17 protein-coding genes and 1 tRNA gene are annotated in these 18535 nt (G+C 58.4%); 10 read left to right on the top strand and 8 right to left on the bottom strand.

All coding sequences use genetic code 11. The annotated features are described in order from the left end of the window. Nucleotides 1–50 precede the first annotated feature (50 nt). Nucleotides 51–127: transfer RNA gene (locus tag F1542_RS09745), tRNA-Met, on the top strand. A 177-nt stretch (nucleotides 128–304) separates the two neighbouring features. After that, on the top strand, nucleotides 305–817 hold the full coding sequence (locus F1542_RS09740; RefSeq protein ID WP_193732868.1) for a hypothetical protein: 513 nt from the start codon (nucleotides 305–307) through the stop codon (nucleotides 815–817). A gap of 6 nt (nucleotides 818–823) precedes the next feature. Here F1542_RS09740 and F1542_RS09735 read toward each other — a convergent pair whose 3' ends face one another. Further along, nucleotides 824–1447 carry a TetR/AcrR family transcriptional regulator gene (locus F1542_RS09735; protein WP_193732867.1) on the bottom strand — a complete coding sequence of 208 codons (624 nt, stop codon included), beginning with the start codon at nucleotides 1445–1447 and terminating at the stop codon, nucleotides 824–826. A 276-nt stretch (nucleotides 1448–1723) separates the two neighbouring features. Between F1542_RS09735 and F1542_RS09730 the strand changes: the two genes are divergently transcribed. The 4 genes from F1542_RS09730 to F1542_RS09715 all read left to right on the top strand — a co-directional run bounded on the left by F1542_RS09730 (nucleotide 1724) and on the right by F1542_RS09715 (nucleotide 8553). Continuing rightward, complete coding sequence (locus F1542_RS09730) at nucleotides 1724–2866, top strand: efflux RND transporter periplasmic adaptor subunit (RefSeq protein WP_275944688.1); 1143 nt, start codon at nucleotides 1724–1726, stop codon at nucleotides 2864–2866. A 6-nt stretch (nucleotides 2867–2872) separates the two neighbouring features. Continuing rightward, nucleotides 2873–5998 carry an efflux RND transporter permease subunit gene (locus F1542_RS09725; protein ID WP_275944687.1) on the top strand — a complete coding sequence of 1042 codons (3126 nt, stop codon included), beginning with the start codon at nucleotides 2873–2875 and terminating at the stop codon, nucleotides 5996–5998. Further along, nucleotides 5998–7500, top strand: coding sequence for an efflux transporter outer membrane subunit (locus F1542_RS09720; RefSeq protein ID WP_193732866.1), 1503 nt, complete (start codon nucleotides 5998–6000; stop codon nucleotides 7498–7500). Before F1542_RS09725 ends, F1542_RS09720 begins: the two co-directional genes overlap by 1 nt. A gap of 387 nt (nucleotides 7501–7887) precedes the next feature. Continuing rightward, nucleotides 7888–8553 (top strand): HAD family phosphatase, encoded by a 666-nt coding sequence (locus F1542_RS09715; protein WP_193732865.1) that lies wholly within the window; start codon nucleotides 7888–7890, stop codon nucleotides 8551–8553. A gap of 146 nt (nucleotides 8554–8699) precedes the next feature. Here F1542_RS09715 and arfB read toward each other — a convergent pair whose 3' ends face one another. Further along, nucleotides 8700–9107 carry an alternative ribosome rescue aminoacyl-tRNA hydrolase ArfB gene (gene arfB, locus F1542_RS09710; protein WP_193732864.1) on the bottom strand — a complete coding sequence of 136 codons (408 nt, stop codon included), beginning with the start codon at nucleotides 9105–9107 and terminating at the stop codon, nucleotides 8700–8702. 133 nt (nucleotides 9108–9240) lie between these two features. On the opposite strand from arfB, the gene F1542_RS09705 reads away from it, so the two are divergent. Genes F1542_RS09705 through F1542_RS09695 form a run of 3 tightly spaced genes read left to right on the top strand, consistent with a single transcriptional unit; the run spans nucleotide 9241 to nucleotide 9979 of the window. Beyond that, on the top strand, nucleotides 9241–9525 hold the full coding sequence (locus F1542_RS09705; protein ID WP_010512245.1) for a hypothetical protein: 285 nt from the start codon (nucleotides 9241–9243) through the stop codon (nucleotides 9523–9525). Between the two features lie 20 nt (nucleotides 9526–9545). Further along, nucleotides 9546–9701: a hypothetical protein gene (locus F1542_RS09700; RefSeq protein ID WP_167331474.1), complete on the top strand. Its 156-nt coding sequence runs from the start codon at nucleotides 9546–9548 to the stop codon at nucleotides 9699–9701. Between the two features lie 29 nt (nucleotides 9702–9730). Continuing rightward, on the top strand, nucleotides 9731–9979 hold the full coding sequence (locus tag F1542_RS09695; protein WP_193732863.1) for a hypothetical protein: 249 nt from the start codon (nucleotides 9731–9733) through the stop codon (nucleotides 9977–9979). Between the two features lie 128 nt (nucleotides 9980–10107). Here F1542_RS09695 and F1542_RS09690 read toward each other — a convergent pair whose 3' ends face one another. From F1542_RS09690 to F1542_RS09675, 4 genes are all read right to left on the bottom strand, one after another. Continuing rightward, the gene (locus tag F1542_RS09690) at nucleotides 10108–11073 is read right to left on the bottom strand and encodes a glycosyl transferase (protein ID WP_193732862.1); all 966 of its coding nucleotides are present in this window, start codon (nucleotides 11071–11073) and stop codon (nucleotides 10108–10110) included. Nucleotides 11074–11242: 169 nt separating this feature from the next. After that, nucleotides 11243–12043 (bottom strand): glycosyltransferase family 2 protein, encoded by an 801-nt coding sequence (locus F1542_RS09685; protein WP_193732861.1) that lies wholly within the window; start codon nucleotides 12041–12043, stop codon nucleotides 11243–11245. Further along, entirely contained in the window at nucleotides 12040–13608 is a 1569-nt protein-coding gene (locus F1542_RS09680; RefSeq protein ID WP_193732860.1) for a hypothetical protein, read from the bottom strand. The genes F1542_RS09685 and F1542_RS09680 overlap by 4 nt, the downstream gene beginning before the upstream one ends. A 264-nt stretch (nucleotides 13609–13872) precedes the next feature. Continuing rightward, a complete protein-coding gene (locus F1542_RS09675) occupies nucleotides 13873–14592 on the bottom strand; it encodes an autoinducer binding domain-containing protein (RefSeq protein WP_193732859.1) in 720 nt (239 codons plus the stop codon). Nucleotides 14593–15266: 674 nt separating this feature from the next. Between F1542_RS09675 and F1542_RS09670 the strand changes: the two genes are divergently transcribed. Next, nucleotides 15267–16586 (top strand): site-specific DNA-methyltransferase, encoded by a 1320-nt coding sequence (locus F1542_RS09670; RefSeq protein ID WP_193732858.1) that lies wholly within the window; start codon nucleotides 15267–15269, stop codon nucleotides 16584–16586. 74 nt (nucleotides 16587–16660) lie between these two features. On the opposite strand, the gene F1542_RS09665 is transcribed toward F1542_RS09670, so the two are convergent. After that, nucleotides 16661–17412, bottom strand: a protein-coding gene (locus F1542_RS09665; protein WP_193732857.1) for an IS5 family transposase whose coding sequence is annotated in 2 segments (ribosomal slippage) — nucleotides 16661–17082 and nucleotides 17082–17412 — 753 coding nt in all. Because the reading frame shifts where the segments join, the coding sequence is not laid out codon by codon here. A 110-nt stretch (nucleotides 17413–17522) separates the two neighbouring features. Next, the coding region (locus F1542_RS09660) for an AGE family epimerase/isomerase (RefSeq protein ID WP_193732856.1) at nucleotides 17523–18535 on the bottom strand (1013 nt) is incomplete at its 5' end.

The raw sequence follows: 18535 nt of genomic DNA, 5'->3' as shown, positions 1-18535 counted from the left end.
AGGCACGGGAAAGTCGGTCGCCGCCAGGTCTTCCAGTCACCCCTCACCACCGCGGGGTGGAGCAGCCCGGTAGCTCGTCAGGCTCATAACCTGAAGGCCGCAGGTTCAAATCCTGCCCCCGCAACCAAGCCGAATATACTGATATCTAACAAAAATGCCGCCCCCTGAGGCGGATTTTTTGCGTACGGCGTAAAAAACGTCCTGTATGGCCAAATGCAGCCCTGCCTAACGGTTTTGCGATCTCCTGCTCTCCATTTCCTTACAGTATCCTAACGGCAGGTATGTGTGGGAAAGGGGAAGCCACATGAATCAGACATGGGGAGATTTTCAGGCGGTCGTGCAGCTATCGGCTGGCCTGAACGTGGCAATTCTCAGCTTTGTGGATATTAGTCTGCCTGCCATAAAAGAACGTCGGCGTGTATTTGCCAAGGCACAGCAGGAACTCGACATGCATCGTTCCGCCCCCGGCAAGCTGACCAGCGCGGCACAGCTGGAACATGATTGCCAGGTGGATGAAATGAACGAAAAACTATATATGTTGTGGAAGGAATCATCCGACTTCAGCAATGAAGAAGACTCCCTTATTCACTCCACAGGCATTCTTGGTTTTCTTGGTGCTGTTCTTAGTATGTTCCTTCTGTGGTATTCAGCAGAATATTATGATGCCGTTATTGGCATGACCGGTAAAATAATGATTTCCCTGTCATTCTGTTCGCTTGTCGGGGCATTCATCATCAATTTCATGACGGCATCACAAGCCAGCGTCTTTACCAAGAAGTGCAACGCAATCCGGCAGGAAATGCGTCAGAACCTCTAGGGCATCCTACCGGGATGAACTGGTGGATGTATCGCAGTCCTGCTGGAAGCCTGCCAGGAAAATTCGCGCCGCATGCTGAAAACGCGGTCGCATGTTCTCTTCAATCCATGTTGATTCAGATGCGCAGGCCAGGCTCTGCAGCATCAGGTCGCCTATGGTCATGCCGAACAGCATGTTGCTGTAAATACATATATCGCCTTCCACGATATAGTGGTTCTGGCGCACATAACGGTCCAGCCAGCCTGTCAGCACGTTTTCCTTTCCGCCTGCGCGCAGGCTGGTCAGGATCTGCCGGATATCCGCTGATTCCTGGGATTCGGTAATCAATGCCCGGATCAGGCTGATCCGGTCGGGCCGGAGAATGATCCGGCCAAGGTTCATTAGAAGTTCGGTCAGTTCCTCTGCCGGGTTTTCGCGGTAATGGCATTCATCTGGCGTGACGTTGAACAGTCGACTGTTGATCAGGGTATGGAACAGGTCCTGCTTGGAATGGAACATCTGGTACAGCGTGCGCTTGGACATGGCGGAATGCTGCGCCACCTTGTCCATCGAGGCGGCATGGTAGCCACATTGCTGCAGCACCTCGCTTGCGGCGTCCAGAATCCGTTCCCGGCGTTCACATTCTTCCATTTCTGGCGGTCGGCCCGGCCCACGCCTGCGGCTGTCGCAATCGTGCGACGCAGATGCTGGGGCTCCATGTCCATTCTTGCTCATTCGTAATATGCTCCGACCGCTTTTGTGCGGGTATCCTGCTTGACCGGCTTATGGAGACGATATAGTTTTCAATTCATTGAAAACCAAATGGTTTCGTTATTTGGCTTTCTTATGGCGGCCATGTGCGGGAAACGGCACACCCGTGATTCAGAAACATTTTATATATAACGGCCTACAAGCCGGTTGGTGACCATGATGCATTATTCCCGTGTCGTAGCCCCGGCGGCTTTGATACTTGCCTTGGCAGCATGTCAGCGGCATGCGGTTTCCCCCAAGCTTCCGCCACAGCCGGTCAAGGTTGTGACGCTCAGGGCAGAACCGGTGGAAATCCACACGATGCTGCCGGGACGTACCGAAGCCTTTGAAATCGCGCAGGTCCGTCCCCAGGTCAGCGGTGTCATCCAGCAGCGCCTGTTTGTCGAGGGCACTGATGTGCAGGCCGGGCAACAGCTGTATCAGATTGATCCCCGTATCTATCAGGCGGCAGTAGACAGCGCGCAGGGCCAGCTGCTGCATGCACAGGGCAGCGAGGTCACCGCCCGCGCCAAGCTGAACCGCTACGGGCCATTGCTCAAGGCCCATGCCGTCAGCCAGCAGGAATATGATGACGCGCTGGCCGCCGAACGTGCGGCGCAGGGTGATGTCCTGACCGCCAGGGGGCAGCTGGAACGCGCCACGGTTGATCTGGGCTATACCCATATGAATGCGCCGATTACCGGACGTATTGGCCGTTCCATCCTGACCGTTGGTGCACTGGTAACCGCCAACCAGACGAACAACGTCGCGATCGTTACCCGGCTTGACCCGATTTATGTGGACGTGAACCTGCCTGCGACCGAACTGCTGCGCTTCAAGCGTGAACTGGCGCAGGGACGGCTGACACGTGCGGGTGATAATGCTGCTGCCATAACCATTTCGCTGGAGGATGGGACCACGTACGAACATTCCGGTCGCATGGAATTTTCGGAAGTGAATGTTGACGAATCCACAGCCACGGTTGTGGTGCGTGCCGTCATGCCCAATCCTGACCGCCTTCTGCTGCCGGGCATGTATGTCCATGCCCAGCTGGCCGAGGGAACAGACCCCACCGCCCTGTTGGTGCCGCAACAGGCGGTGCAGCGCAATTCCCATGGTGACGCGCAGGTATGGGTGGTTGATGCCGATAACAAGGTGAACCTGCGCGCCATCACCGTCAGCCAGGCCATCGGCACGAACTGGCTGGTCACGGACGGGCTGAAGGGGGGGGACCGCGTGGTGGTCGAGGGCCTGCAGAAGATCCATCCCGGCGATACCGTGGCCCCAGCGGATGTGTCCGCCCCGTCCAAGGCAGGATAAGCCCCCATGTCTCTGTCACGCTTTTTTATTGACCGGCCCGTTTTTGCGTGGGTGATCGGGCTGATTATCATGCTGGTGGGCGCGGTTTCGATCTTCCGCCTGCCCATCGCCCAGTATCCCAGCATCGCCCCGCCACAGATTGCGATTTCAGTCACCTATCCCGGTGCGTCCGCCGATACGGTGAACGATACGGTCGTGCGCCCCATCCTGCAGCAGATGTTCGGGCTGGATCACCTAGAATATATTTCCTCGCAGTCCTACGCATCGGGACAGATGGAAATTGACCTGACATTTGCGCAGGGAACCAATCCCGACATTGCGCAGGTGCAGGTGCAGAACAAGCTGCAGCTTGCACAGCCCAAGCTGCCACAGGAAGTGACGGCGCAGGGGCTGAGCATCACGAAGGCCGTCAAGAACTTCATGATGGTCATCGCCTTCATCTCGACCGATAACAGCATGAGCGGCGCGGATATCGCCGATTACGTGGCGTCCAACATCTCCGATCCGCTCAGCCGGGTGACAGGTGTGGGTGACCATACGCTGTTCGGTGCGGAATATGCCATGCGCATCTGGCTCGACCCGTCCAGGCTGTACAAGTACGGCCTGACGGTGGGCGATGTGCAGGCCGCCATCCAGACGCAGAACATACAGGTCTCGTCCGGTGAACTTGGTGGCGTGCCCGCGGTTAAGGGCGCACGTCTGGACGCTACCATCATCGGGCCGACGCGCCTGCGCTCGCCTGAGGAATTCGAAAAGATCCTGCTCAAGGTACAGCAGGACGGATCGCAGGTGCGCATCCGTGATGTCGCGCATGTGGAACTGGGACCGCAGACCTACAATACCCATTCCTTCTACAACAACATGCCCGCATCAGGCATGGCGCTGAAACTCGCACCCGGGGCCAATCAGCTCCAGACCGAAACGGCGGTCCGCGAGCAGGTCAAGGAACTGGAACAGTTCTTCCCGCCGGGGCTGAAGACCGTCTATCCGCTGGATACGGAACCCTTCATCATCCTGTCGATCAAGGACGTGATCATCACGCTGATCGAGGCGATCGCGCTGGTGTTCCTGGTGATGCTGGTGTTCCTGCAGAACTTCCGCGCCACCCTGATCCCGACCATCGCGGTGCCGGTAGTGCTGCTGGGCACATTCGGCATCCTTGCCGCCCTTGGGTTTTCCATCAATACGCTGACCATGCTGGCCATGGTGCTGGCTGTCGGCCTGCTGGTGGATGACGCCATCGTGGTGGTGGAAAACGTCGAGCGTGTCATGACGGAAAAGCAGCTTTCGCCCAAGGAAGCCGCCCGCCAGTCGATGGATGAGATTTCGGGCGCGCTGGTCGGCATCGTGCTGGTGCTGACGGCGGTGTTCCTGCCCATGGCGGCCTTCAGCGGGTCAACCGGGGTGATCTACCGGCAGTTCTCCATCACCATCGTCGCGGCCATGTGGCTGTCGGTGCTGGTGGCCATGGTCATGACGCCCGCCCTGTGCGCCACCATGCTCAAGCCCGGCAGTCATGAAAAGACCACCGGTTTCGCTGGGTGGTTCAACCGCCATTTCACGCGCCTGACCAATGGCTACCAGAAAGGTGTGACCCGCGTGCTGGGGCATGCCGGGCTGTCCATGCTGGTGTTCGTCGTGATTACGGTTGGCGTGGCCTGGTTATTCATGCGCCTGCCCGGTGGCTTCCTGCCCGATGAGGATCAGGGCCTGATCTTTGGTCAGGTCACCATGCCAGCCGGTTCCACGCTGGAGGAGACGGCAGCCGTCAACCGCAAGGTGGCCGACTATATCCTCAAGACCGAGGGCAAAAATGTTGAATCCGTCTATTCCATGAACGGGTTCAACTTCGCCGGGCAGGGGCAGAGTGCTGGCGCCTTCTTCATCCGGCTGAAGGACTGGGATGAACGTCCCGCTGCCAGCCAGACATCGGCCGCGATCGCCATGCGCATCATGATGCATTTCTGGATGGACCCGGTGGCGCAGATTTTTGCCATCAACCCACCCGCCGTGCTGGAACTGGGTAACGCCACCGGCTTCGATCTTGAACTGGAAGACCGTGGCCACCTTGGCCATGCCAAGATGCTGGAAGCGCGTAACATGGTACTGGGCATGGCGGCGAAGGATCATCGCCTGACGGCCGTGCGCCCCAATGGCATGGAAGACGCGCCGCAGTTCCACCTGAACATCGACCGCGAAAAGGCCAATGCGCTGGGTATCACCATCGCGGATATCAATACCACGATCGAGGGCGCGCTGGGGTCGATCTACGTTAACCAGTTCCTGCGCGATGACCGTGTAAAGCAGGTCTATATCCAGGGCGAGCCGGATGCCCGCATGATTCCCGACGATCTGAACAAGTGGTATATCCGCAACGCAACGGGCGGCATGGTGCCGTTCAACGCCTTCGTTTCCGGTGAGTGGATCATGGGACCGCAGAAGGTGGAGGACTATAACGGCCTCAACGCCTTTGAAATCCTTGGCCAGCCAGCGGCCGGTTACAGTTCGGGTGATTCGATCGCCGCGATGAAGGAAATCCTGACCAGGCTGCCCAAGGGTGTCGGCTATGAATGGACGGGCCTGTCCTTTGAACAGATGGCGTCGGGGTCTTCCACCGGGCCGCTTTATGCGCTGGCCATGATCGTCATCCTGTTCTGCCTTGCCGCCCTGTATGAAAGCTGGGCCATCCCCTTTGCCGTGCTGCTGGTCATTCCGCTGGGTGTGCTCGGTGCGATTGTCGCGACCCTTGGGCGTGGGCTGGCCAACGACGTGTATTTCCAGGTCGGCCTGCTGACCACCGTGGGGCTGGCGGTCAAGAACGCCATCCTGATCGTGGAATTCGCCAAGGCATTTTTCGAAAATGGCGCAACGCTGGAGGAATCCGTGCTGGAAGCCGGGCGTGAGCGCCTGCGTCCCATCCTCATGACTTCCATCGCCTTCGTGGTGGGCGTGTTCCCGCTGGCGATCGCCACGGGGGCCGGGTCGGCGGCACGTATTGCAATCGGTACGGCGGTGGTGGGCGGCATGGTGACGGCGACGTTGCTGGCCGTTTATTTCGTACCGCTGTTCTTTGTGGTCGTGCTGCGCCTGTTCCGTGTGCAGCGCATGTCCGAACGGGCAAAGGGAGAGTAATGCAGATGACCGTTCTCCCTACGATCCGGCGTGTGGCCACGGCAGGCATGGCGGCAATGCTGCTGGCGGGATGTACCATGATCCCGCATTACAAGCGCCCCACGCCACCCCTGGCCAAGGCATGGCCGACCTATGCCAATACCGGTGATCCGGTGCAGGAAAACCCGCTGGCGGCCAATCTGGGCTGGGCGGAATTCTTTACCGATCCCCGTCTCAGGGCACTGATTGCCATCGCCATCCGCGAAAACCGTGACCTGCGGCAGGCGGCAGCCGATATCCGCCGTGCGCAGGGGCAGTATGATATCCAGCACGCCACCCTGTTTCCCGCCATCAGTGGCGGGGGCGAGGCAATATTCCAGGGACCGTCGGACGCCGCCGGTCTGAGCTTCGCGCCGGGCCTGGATACCGGCAACCCGCCCATGTTCAAATATTACCAGATGGGCATTGGCGTCTCATCCTACGAGATTGACCTGTTCGGGCGTATCCGCAGCATGTCGCGCGAAGCCGCGGAACATGCGCTCATGCAGCGCGAAAACGCCCGCGCGATGCTGATCAGCATCATATCGCAGGTGGCCACGGCCTATATCTCCTGGCTGGGCGATCAGGCGCAGCTGAAGCTGTCGGATGAAACCATGGCGTCCCAGCAGCAGACGCTGGATATGGTCAAGACCCGTTTCACGCATGGTGAGACGGATGAAATGACTGTGCGCCAGACAGAAACGCAGGTTGCGCAGAGCGGCGCCTTCCGTGATGAGTCGCGCAGGCATGTGGCGCAGGATGAAAACCTGCTGACCCTGCTGATTGGTGAACCCATTCCCGATAACCTGCCCCCTGCGCACCCGCTGGGGCAGCAGACCATTATGCAGGACCTGCCGCCCGGCCTGCCGGCGGATGTGCTGGAACATCGGCCCGACATCATGTCGGCTGAACATGACCTGCTGGCGGCGAATGCGGATATCGGCGCGGCCAAGGCGGCGTTCTACCCCCGTATTACGCTTACGGCGTCGGACGGGATCAGCAGCCTGCAGCCGCACAAGCTGTTTACATCGGCCGCGACGACATGGGGTGTGTCGCCCCAGTTGCAGGTTCCCCTGCTGAACTGGGGTCAGAACAGCGGCAACCTGAAGGCATCGCGCGCCATGCGGGCGTCCAAGGCGGCGGCATATGAAAAAACGGTGCAGTCCGCCTTCCGTGAAGTGGCGGATGCGCTGGCCGCGCGTGATACCTACCGTGATGAAACCGGGCAGATGGACCGTTATGTCTCCACTACGGGAGATGCCTACCGGCTGGCCATGCTGCGATACAGGGCGGGGACGGATTCCTACCTTACGTCGCTCGTCTCGCAGCGGAATTATCTGCAGGCGCAGCAGTGGCAGATATCCATCGCGGTGTCGCGTTACCAGAACCTTGTGACACTGTACCGTGCGCTGGGTGGTGGCTGGACCGAACATACCCCTGTCCCACAGCCGGCCAAAGGGCAGAAGGCCACACACAAGGGATAGGACATAGTATTCAGGATATCTTCATTGCATTACGGCCCGGACATGTTGCATGCATGCCGGGCCGTAATGGTATTCAAGTAAAGTGTGGTAGATTATGGAGCATTGTGATTGCATTTCTTGATAGATACAAATTTATATAATAAATAAATTTAAAAATTAAACAAATAATAAAAATATATCTGTATTGGATTGATTACGAAAAAATGTAAATTTTGTTCTTCCAATATGAAAAATCATCTCATATCCTTAATTTATGGCTTGTGGTGCAATATGGTTTTTGTTTCAGTGCACAAGAAGTACATGAAAGGTAGGGTCTGAAATTTGAATTTACATGGCAAATCCGATAATCAACTACCCGCTGCCGTGCGTCCTGATGGGAAGTTGCGCATGGTTATTTTCGATTGTGATGGCGTTCTGGTCGATGGGGAATACCTCTCCACCTGCATCATGGCGCAGGAAGCGCGGAAATACGGCTGGAACATTACGGACGAGCAGGCAAACAAACTGTTTACCGGCGGCGAACTGGCCAAGATCCGTGATCGCATCGCGCAGGAAAGTGGCAGGACATTACCCGATGACTGGGACATGCAGGTGCAGGACCGCATCGTCACCATGATGAAAACCGACGCCCAGACCGTTGATGGTGCGGAAGACATGCTGAAGGCCACACTTGGCCTAGGGCTGCCGGTGCGTATCGGGTCCAATTCATCCATGGCGGAAATGGACGCGAAATTTAGTAGTACGGGTCTGGACAGGATGCTGGATGAAGACCGCATCCATTCGGGACGTGACCTGAACATGCCCAAGCCCCGGCCCGACCTGTACTTGTATGCGGCTGAACAGGATAACATTCCGCCGGGTAACTGCATTGTGCTGGAAGATTCAGATGCCGGTGCCGAAGCTGCCCGCCGCGCGGGCATGGCCTGCGTACTGCTGCGTGACCTGTCGCGGCCTGCGCCGCAATGGCCGGGATTGATCCGTATCGGGCATCTGTCAGAATTCGTGCCGCTGCTCCAGCGCATCAGGGCGGAACAGAAGCAGGCGGTTGCATAAGAAACCGTTTGGGAAATAAATCACGGGTAAGACACAACAAAAGTTGTCTGGATGTTCCTTTCCCGAAACTTTTGAAAAGAGGCTTCACGCGAAACGTCTTTATATCTTGTGGCGTGCCTTGTTCTGAAGATGCGGCCTGTCTGTATTCAGTCCGTATAACGGCCGCTGCGGCCCTGCTTGATGCGGCTGCGATGCTGTTTGTTGTCCATCCGCTTCCTGCGCTGCGTGCGTGAGGGACGTGTGGGCACGCGGTATGCCTGCACCATGCTGGCCTGTGTAATCATGTCCTGCAGGCGGGCGACCGCATCTTCGCGGTTGCGGGTCTGGCTGCGGAAACGCCGGGCTGTCAGCACGATCACGCCATCGGCTGTCATCCGGCTGCCTGCAACCTCGATCAGCCGGTGCTTGACCCGGCCCGACAGGGTGGGCGAATTGCGGGCGTCAAAACGCAGCTGGGCCGCGGTTGCGACCTTGTTGACGTTCTGTCCGCCCGGGCCGGATGCCAGTATGTAGGTCACATGTAATTCATCATCGGGTATGATGGGGGATGACATGGCGGTTTACGGTCCTGTTGGGCGGAAGGTATATCGTAAGCTTATGGGCCGCCCTGCATGGGCAGCATTGCTGCGCTGGCCGTTTGCTATCACCATGCCTGCCGCATGATGACAAGAGCGGAGTAGCACAATCATGAATGATGAGGCGGTCACGGACCAGTTGCGCAAGGCCCTTGCGCAGGCAGCAGGCGACGCGGCGCAGGCCAAGGTGATGCCCGTGGTCAAGATGATTGCGGCCCAGCAGCTTGTGGTCATGGACCTTATGCAGATGCTGGTTGATGCCAAGGTGCTGCATGCGGATGAAATTGCAGCACACATGCGTCATCATATCGACCATACGGATGCAAAGGATATGGCGGCGCGGACCCTGTTTGAACAGGTGCGCGCCCGGTTTGCGTCCGGTGTCAAACCCTCCTGATATCATAAGGAAGTGTGCAGATGGCTGATCATCCCCCCGCCCTGCGGGCCGAAATCGCGGCGCTGAAGACGGAACTGGCGCGTATGCGTGACGAACTGGCCATGGCGCGCAAGACGATACAGGACCTGAACCTGAAACTGCGGCGTGAACAGACACGTCCCCCCACCGCGCGCTGACACGGTGGCATGACAAGGTATTTTCCATCATGAACGAAGAACGCGATGCAGCCGGTCGGGCTGTGGTCTATCCTACCGTCAGTTGCGGGGCGGAAGCGGTGCAGGATTCCATCGTGGTCATGGACCTGTTCATGGCAACGTCACCCGAACACATGCCCAAGGGCAACAAACGTGTGGTGACCGTACTGCCCCCGGAACTGGCCCTTAACCTTGCTGAACAGCTACGCAGCGCCGCTGAACGCGTGCAGGCGGCGCGTGCGGATAAAAAGGCTGAATGACTGTTTGAGAAACAATAAAAGTTTTTGGGTGCCGCCTTTTTTAAAAAAGGTAGCGTTCTTTGAAGCTTTCTGAAAAAAGCTTCACCCCAAATTTCCTGATGGTAATGGTATGTTTCCGGCCGGACTTTTCAAACGGTTTCTGACCTGTTGCGCCGGAACTGGCGCATGCCGGCATAACGCAGGTTGAGGGCAACCTGGCCACCCTGAACGGTGGGGATGGTCATGGTGTTTTCCAGCGCGCTGCGCATGGCCTTCTGGGATGCCATGTGAACGATGCCCACGGGCGAATGGGGAAAGAACAGGTTGGCCAGTTGCCCGGTGGTTTCATCCATCAGCCATGGGCCAAGGTAGTTGTGACCGTTATCCAGAAAGGTGACGGGCTGGCCATCAATATAGACCGCCAGTGCCATGCATAGCTGGTCCTGTGTAAACGCCATGCCGCGCCGGGGCAGGATCAGCGCCTGCCACCGTCGCAGCACGGGCCAGATCGTGGCATTGCGATGCAGGCAGAACACGCCTGCGTTCAGCAGGGGTTTGGCGCCGATGCGCTTGCGGATATGGAACGGCAGCCGGGCGCGACTGGCATTCTTGTAAAGGAAGGAGCGGATCTGCATCCACCCCGGACAGATCCAGCGCACCCCCAGCAGGTTGGCGATCTTGGCGCCAATTTCCGGCACGATGGCCAGCGTGCCGCTCTCACCCGCAGCAAATACCTGTTCCAGTGCGCGTCCGTCCTGTACCCATGTATCGGCATCCAGCCACGCAATCAGGTCGAATTCCGGCAGCATCTGGTCCAGCCACAGCTTGCTTATGTTGATGGCGAGGCTGGGTCGGTTCCGAATGGTGCGTCTGGGGGCATAATCGGGGATATGGGGTGTGATGGTCCGTATGCCCTGTGCCTGTAGCTGTGCCACCTGTTCCGGCGTCATGCCGCAGTCGATGACCCCGATGGGCGTATCGGCATGATCGCGTATGGAGGCGATCAGTTCACCCACCAGATGGAAATAGGTGTGATCGCAGCCGGTGACGATAATCCGGCGGCGGGTCGCAGGTGGTGTGGCGCAGGGGGGATGCGGTCTCATGCCCGGCATCATAGGGACAAGCGGGAGTGGCGGAAATATCCCTTCGTCATAGGGGATTCCGATACCCGTTTTAAAATATCCGGCTAATCAATGAAAAGTTTCTGGTGAAGCTTTTTCAAAAAGCTTAGGAGAATGCCGCTTTTTTGGAAAAAGGCGGCACCCGGAAACTTTTATTACTTTTTTATACTTTCCCGTCAGGCAGCAGGTGATAGCGCGCGCTGAGTTCGGGATGACGGAAAGCCATGATGGCACGCAGGCTTTCATGGGCGGCCCATGCATCGTTCGTAGTGCGCGAATTGCCATGCATGCGGTAACGGCACAGGATTTCGGGCACGTACGCGGCCTCGAAGCCATGGTCGATGAATTTCAGCCAGAAATCATAATCTTCCCAGCCCTGGTCAATATGGCTGTAGCCATCCACATCCGCCCATGCCTGTCGGCGGATCAGGGCCATTACATCAACGTAGTTTTCCCGCGCCATCTGGGCGGGATCCCATATGTCGGCTGATCCGATGCGCTGTTCCTTGCCGAAATATTCCAGCTGGCTGTATGTGGCGTCAAACCCGCCATCGCGCGCGGCTTCATGCAGCCGGGCTATGGCGCGGGGGTATATGGTGTTATCCGAGTCCATTACGAACACAAACGCGCCGACGGCATGCTTGAAGGCAGTATTGCGGGCCTCGGATGGTCCCTGGTTACGCGGATGCACGATCAGGGTGCAGCGCCAGAAACGGTCACGGTTTTCTTCCATCCATGCCGTAATCAGGGCCACGGACGCGTCGCTGTCCGAATGGTCGTCCACCACAACCAGATCAAGGGCCGTATGGGTCTGGGCCGCAATGGAATCGAGGGCTTCGGGAACATACCGGCCATAATTGAAATTGGTAAGGCATATGCTGACCAGGTCCGCCGGTTTCTTGCGACGGCTGCGGAATGTGAACGCGGTCTGGCCGGTGGCCATCCATGGGGCGGTGATGCTCATGCCTCCGGTGTGCTCCATACATGCGAAATGAACCCGCGTATCCGCGCACAGCGCGCACGGTTATGGGCGGGGGTATCGATGGCCTGCATGGCCGCAAGGCGCACCTCCTCGGCCTTTGCTTGACCATCGGGCGTGTTCAGCAGCCATTCGATCAGGTTGGGAATGTGGCGGCCGCTTTCTTCAAGGAAATGCACATTGGGGCGAAAGACCGGATGCGGCAGGCAGGGTTCGGATACCACCACGCTGCCATTGGCCATCGCGCCCTTGACGATGCGGTGCCATTCGAAAAAACCGTAATCGTCACGGTGGATGTTCAGTGCGATACGGGAATGCCCCGCTACATGCGATGCCAGGCGGGAAAGGGGATTGTCCCGCGGGCTGCTATCTATGGGCGTGGTGAATTTGCGATAATAGAAGTAATTGCGAAACTGCGCGAAGAAACCGGCATTGCGGGCAAAGAATTTCTCCCGGTGCGCCGATAGGCCGCCAAAGAAACTGATATCGAGTTGCCGGTCGGCAAAAGGGGTGTTCCGGTCGGGCTGCCTGCGGCATGCAGGCGGCAGAATGCGTACCATGGCATGCTGCATGTCGCCTTTGTGCAGGTAGGTGCGTTCCGTGCCGATATTGGGGGTGAAATGGATGGCTGGCAGCCCGGCCTGCCGGAAGCTTTCCGCCATCTGGTGACAGATATCGATGACACCGGCCGCCATGAGCAGGAAGGGAATGCCGCGTTCAAACCACAGGGTCTGTGGCTGTTCGGTATTGAACATGATGGCGTCACGAATGATGGCGCCAGTGGCCCAGTCCTGACCCTGTCCCAGATGGAAGAATTCATGCGGCGCTACGAAAATGCACAGTTCGGGCCGGTCATCGGGATTGCCGGTTTCATCCAGCAGAACACAGTTCAGCCCGCTCTCGCGCAATGTCGTGCACAGGTCCGATGCGATTTCGTGAATGAATACATTGCCGTGGGAATTGTAATAGACACCGATACTGTCCGGCACCGTGCCATCAGCGACCATGTAGTCCGCATCATCCAGCCCCCTGGCCGCGCACAGCGCGCCCAGTGTGCGTGAAACATGCAGGGCGCCGAAAATGCGTCGCCCTTCCGGCACGCCATACAGCAGGGCATGTTCGGCCATGTCAGTAGTCGCGCGTTCAATGTCGCGGTTGATGTCGTGATAGAGATCGGGGGTGAAGAACGGCAGCTGTTCCAGCGTTCTTGCGCCGATGCTCAGGTCTTCCAGGTGGAAACGGGGCAACAGCCCATGATGGGCGATATGGCAGCCGCCATGTGTTTTCAGGAAATGGATGAAGGGGTTGCGGTTGTTGGCATCCGCATCGGGATACTGGCGCAGATATGACGCGGGGCGGAAATTGCGGTTGGGCTGGCGTCCTTCCCGGAAACCGTATTTGACATAGTGGATCAGGGGATCGATTTTCGACCCGGCAACGTCCTGATGCACCAAAAGATAGAAATCAGCATCAAACAGGCCTGATTCCTCTATGGTTTCAAGATCCTGCTGCTCGGTCGGGGTCAATGTCAGGAGCAAGTCCGCGGACAATGTCTTTACCTTGGCTGGGGCGGAATGGAATAACTGGCGGCAGGGCCACCTGTCGGGCGCGCACAGTCATTCTGCTAGGGCAGATCAATTAATAATTGATTATCCAGCCCGCTTATTTTTTACCCGGATTGCAGGTGAAGCGTGGGTTACAGGGCGTATCCTGTACCAGCATTACATAAATCGCACCGTTGGGATGCCGCCATGCAGGGCATGTGGCATGGACTGCCATGGTGCCGTCAGGTAACGGGCCTGACGGGCAGAATGCTAGATGACAATCAGGCCAAGCGAGATGGCCTTGAGCACGGTCGTGACGCGGTTGGTGCATTCCAGCTTGCGCTGCGCATTCTTGAGATGGAATTTTACGGTATTTTCATTCAGCTTCAGGATATCCGAGATATCCACCGTGGTCCTGCCATTCGCCACCCATGACAGGCATTCGCATTCGCGCTGTGTCAGCAGGGGAAGTTCCGGTTCCGGTGCCGCCGTCAGGTAATGGTAATGCTGATAATACTGCATGGTCAGCATTGAAAGGGCCGCCTGAACGCGCCGTGATATCGCCTTGCGTGCAAGTTGTCCGAAATTGACCAGAAAGACCGAAGAATCCGGGCCGTGGATCGGCATGACAAAGCCGTCCTGCAGGCCAAGGTCATGCATGTCGGTGACCAGTGCTTTTTCCTGCTTCTGCACCGGGTCGCATGCATGCCACCCGAACCCTGTATGACTGGTCATTGCACGACGCAGAACCGGGTCCACCTGCCCGTAATTGCGGCTCATGTAATGACTGGTCCACTGGACAGGATAGCTGGATGTCGTGGGGCGCAGGCCACCGGGCTGGAATTTTTTGATGATGCCCGCAACACAGTAGAAATCACCGATCTGGCTGACAGCTTTATGAAACTGGGCGGCCAGTTCGTTCACAGTGCGCGTGTTCAGCATCGCTTCCAGCGTATCCATGGCCTTGCTGTTGAAAAGGTCGCGATTCAAAAAACCGTATCCTGTATCAGTCTGGCTGGTTACGAAACTTTTCCCTGAACAGGCCTATCATATCTGCGGGCATGGCACCATTACCCGCATGATATGCAACCATAAAACCGGAATGGTCCGATCGGGGGCGCCAGGGTAGGCACGCCATGATCCGGGTGACGGTCGTGTGGTCTATGCTGCTGGCGGTCCAACGGGCGCATCGCATACGTGCTGGCGGAACCGATGCAAGTGGCGGGGCGGTAATTCATGTCGTCACGGTCTTGGACGGGATGGCAGAATAAATTTGGGGACCGCATCGGGAGGGGCATCACGGTATGGACGCGGCCGCTGCGCTTGAGTAGCCCGAAAATGGCGACTTTTTCTGCGATATGTCTGGCAATAATTTCCCGAATCTTGCGGTAGGACAGGGTCGCTGTATTGCGATTGACGCCAGTAATCTCCGGAGTGCCGCGCGTGGACGTGCGCGCAACGCAGTAATCCGGCAGGTGCCAGCCGGCTGCGGCGACGTGCTTTCATAAGACATATCAAGCTTTTACTGGCTGACCCATGCTGGCCTGTTTATGATATTATCAATCATAATATATAAAATCATTGGTTAATATATCACTCTCCCATTTGCATACGGAGCAGGAGGTGGGGGAAACTGAAATGGGCAGGCAGGAACGGGAGGGCACGTGGCCACGCTGGAATGGGAGGGCAAGCACGCCGTTGCGACCTGTCTGGAACGGATGCGCGCGGATGTGCTGCTGGTTGATCCCCATCTGTCCTGCGGGGCGGCGGAGGGGGGTGATATGGTTATCCTGGGGGATAATCTTGCGGCACTTGGTGCGCTCATGCCCGATCATGCGGGGCAGGTGGACATGGTGCTGATCGACCCGCCCTATAATACCGGGCGACGCGACTGGCTGTATGATGACAGCGCCAGCACCCCCGCCGCCCTGCGCTGGCTGGAGACAGTCCTTGGACCGGAGAAGGCAGGCAGCCTGTCACGACAGGACCGCTGGCTGTGCCTCATGTATCCACGCCTGCTGCAACTGCGGCAGCTTATGGCGGAAAATGGCGTGATTGCCTGTTGTATTGATGACCGCGAATATCCCCGCCTGCGCCTGCTGATGGAGGAGGCATTCGGGCCCGGAAATTTTCTGGCGACGTTTGTATGGGTCAATACCGGCAATATCGACAACCACAGCCGGATCAAGACCAACCATGAATATGTCGTGGTGTTTGCACGCGACGCCAGGCGCTTCGTGCCCGGCCGCGTGCTGGCCCCGCAGGTGGGCGCGCGCAGCAAGCTGCGGCGGCCGGTCATCCGCAACACCATCATCAAGAATGGACCGCGCAACCCGGTGTCCGACCTTGTGCTGCCGGCGGGCTTTCCCGCCCGCGTTGATGATGGCGTTATTCCCGTCCCGACCGATCCCGGCTTCTGGCCGCGGTTTGATGCGCCGGTTGTGGTCCGGGACGGCCGTCTGGCGCAGGCCGTGACCCTGCGCAGCGGGTGGAGTTCCCGCCGTCAGTGCGCGGCCTTCATCGCGGCGGGGTTTCGCGACATCATTGACCGGCAGGGCCTGAAAACGCGCTTTTACCTGACGTCCAGCGGTGCGGTCTTTATGGAAAAGGACCGGCAGGCGCAGCCCAGCCATATCCTGACGGTGCTGGAGGGCATGGGAACGGTGCAGCAGGCCGCGACCGAACTGGCACAATGCGGCGTGCGCTTTGATTATCCCAAACCGCTTTCACTGGTGACCTACCTGTTGCGCGCGTTATGTCCGGATCCCGCAGCCGTGGTGCTGGATGCCTTTGGCGGTTCAGGCACCACAGCGCAGGCCGTCATGGACCTGAACGCGGAAGATGGCGGCACGCGTCGTTTTATCGTGATGGAAATGGATGAACAGATCGCCACGACCGTGACCCAGCCCCGCCTGGCGCATGTGCTGGCACGTCATGACCGACCGGGGACGGGATTCCGGTTCTGCCGAATGGGAACGCCCTGAACGGTATCGCCAAGTAATGAATTGATAAAAATAAAAGTTTTTGGGTGCTGCCTTTTTTCAGGGTCTGTTGGGAATTAACGCGAATTGATGATTGCGGCGGTGAGATAAATCATCGCTGCGAATGATCTGTCGGTCTTGTCGCTTCGCATGGCGATGCGCTTGAACTCCTTGAGCTTGCAGAAGAAGTTCTCGATGAGATGGCGCGCCTTGAACAGGGCGCCATCGAAGGATCGCCTGTCGAGGCGGTTCCGACGCTGGGAAATGACCACGCGGGCCCCTTGCGCGCGTATGGTGTCCACGATCCAGTGGACATCGAACGCCTTGTCAGCAAGAAGTCCCTCGAAATCAGCCGGTTCGAGAAGCGGCGCCACCCCGACCGTGTCGTAATGCTGGCCGGGGATAAGCGTAAAGCGTACCAGATTGCCCAGGGCGTCAGTCATGGCGATGATCTTGGTGGACCATCCCGTCACACTGCGTCCTATCGCCTGACTTCGGGTCCCCCTTTTGCGCCTTGGCCATGGCGGTGAACCCGGACCACCGTGCCGTCGATCATCGCATATTCCATGTCGGCATCGTCAGAGACCGCTTCAAAAAGCCGTTTGAAAACACCGGCTTTCATCCAGTCGCTGTAACGGGAATAGACAGAGTTCCAATGTCCGAAATACGTCGGAAGGTCCCGCCATGGGCTGCCGGTCCGGGCAATCCAGAGGACCGCCTCAATGAAAAGACGGTTGTCCTGCCCGCTGCGCCCGCGATCTGTTTTCTTGCCAAGGCACAGCGGTTCCATTTGCGCCCATTGGGCGTCTGTCAGTACGAAGCGATCCATACGGATTTTGAATCACATTTGGTGACTTTGAAAAAGTATAATTCCCAACAGACCCCAAAAAGCTTCAAGGGATGCTGTCTTTTTGAAAAAAAGGCGACACCCGAAAACGTTTATCCAGCGCCCGCCCTGCCATCGGTCAGGTCGCAGACCGCTCCGTAAATATGGTACAGCGAACTGGCGGGCATATGATCCATGGCCGGTGTCCCGTCCGCGTTCAGGCGGTCGATCCACCCTCCATTCAGGTGGGGCGGGATATAATGGGTGGCGAAATGCGCCAGCACGCCCGCGATCATGCCCGATGACCCCATATTCGTTCCAAGGGAGCGCATCAGTTCCGTCTGGGGCCAGATACGCGTGCCCCCGTCCATGACCCGTCCATCCTGCCCCACCGCATTGCGGATGACGGGGGGACGGGCGGACGCGGCATGGGCCAGGGCAACCCGATGCAGCCGTTCGGCAACCTGCCGGATACCGTCCGCATCCCGTGGTGCGCACAGGCGCAGGTATTCATGCAGCAGCCATGACCATTCCAGCAGGTGACCCGGTTCCGCCCGGTTCTGGCCCGCAGGGTGAAGGGGGTGCCAGTCAGCGGTGAAATCTTCCAGCAGCAGGCCGCTGGCCGGGTCAATGAAGCGCGTGGTGGCCAGCGTGACCAGTGCAGCGGCACGGTCACGGTAAATATCCTCTCCCGTGGCTTCGAACAGCGCCAGCCATGCTTCCAGCAGGTGCATGTGGGGGTTCTGCCGCCGGATGGCGTCATGGGGCGGCACGGCATCCATGAATCCCGGGCCGGAGGTGCGGAATATGGCCTCCAGTTCGTCTGCCGCATCGCCCGCGCGGCGTCGCAGGTCCGGATCGCCCGACAGGCGATAAGCCCACGCATGGGCATACAGGATGAAGGCATGGGCGTACAGGTCGCGCCGCCCGTCGGCGGGCCGCCCGTCGGGGGCAACGGAGAAAACCCACCCCGCCGCGCCATCGGCACGGTGGTAGCGGCGTTCGACTTCCGCAAGGCAGCGCAGGGCCATCTCCCCCGTGGGCGAGTCGCCACGCAGGGCTGCGCGGCAATAGGTCGCGATCTGGCGGGCCTGCACCATCAGGCGCAGGGCGGGCAGGGGGATGG

This window comes from Komagataeibacter sp. FXV3 (assembly GCF_015155755.1).
Classification (GTDB): Bacteria; Pseudomonadota; Alphaproteobacteria; order Acetobacterales; family Acetobacteraceae; genus Komagataeibacter.
This window is presented reverse-complemented; position numbering and strand designations above follow the sequence as displayed.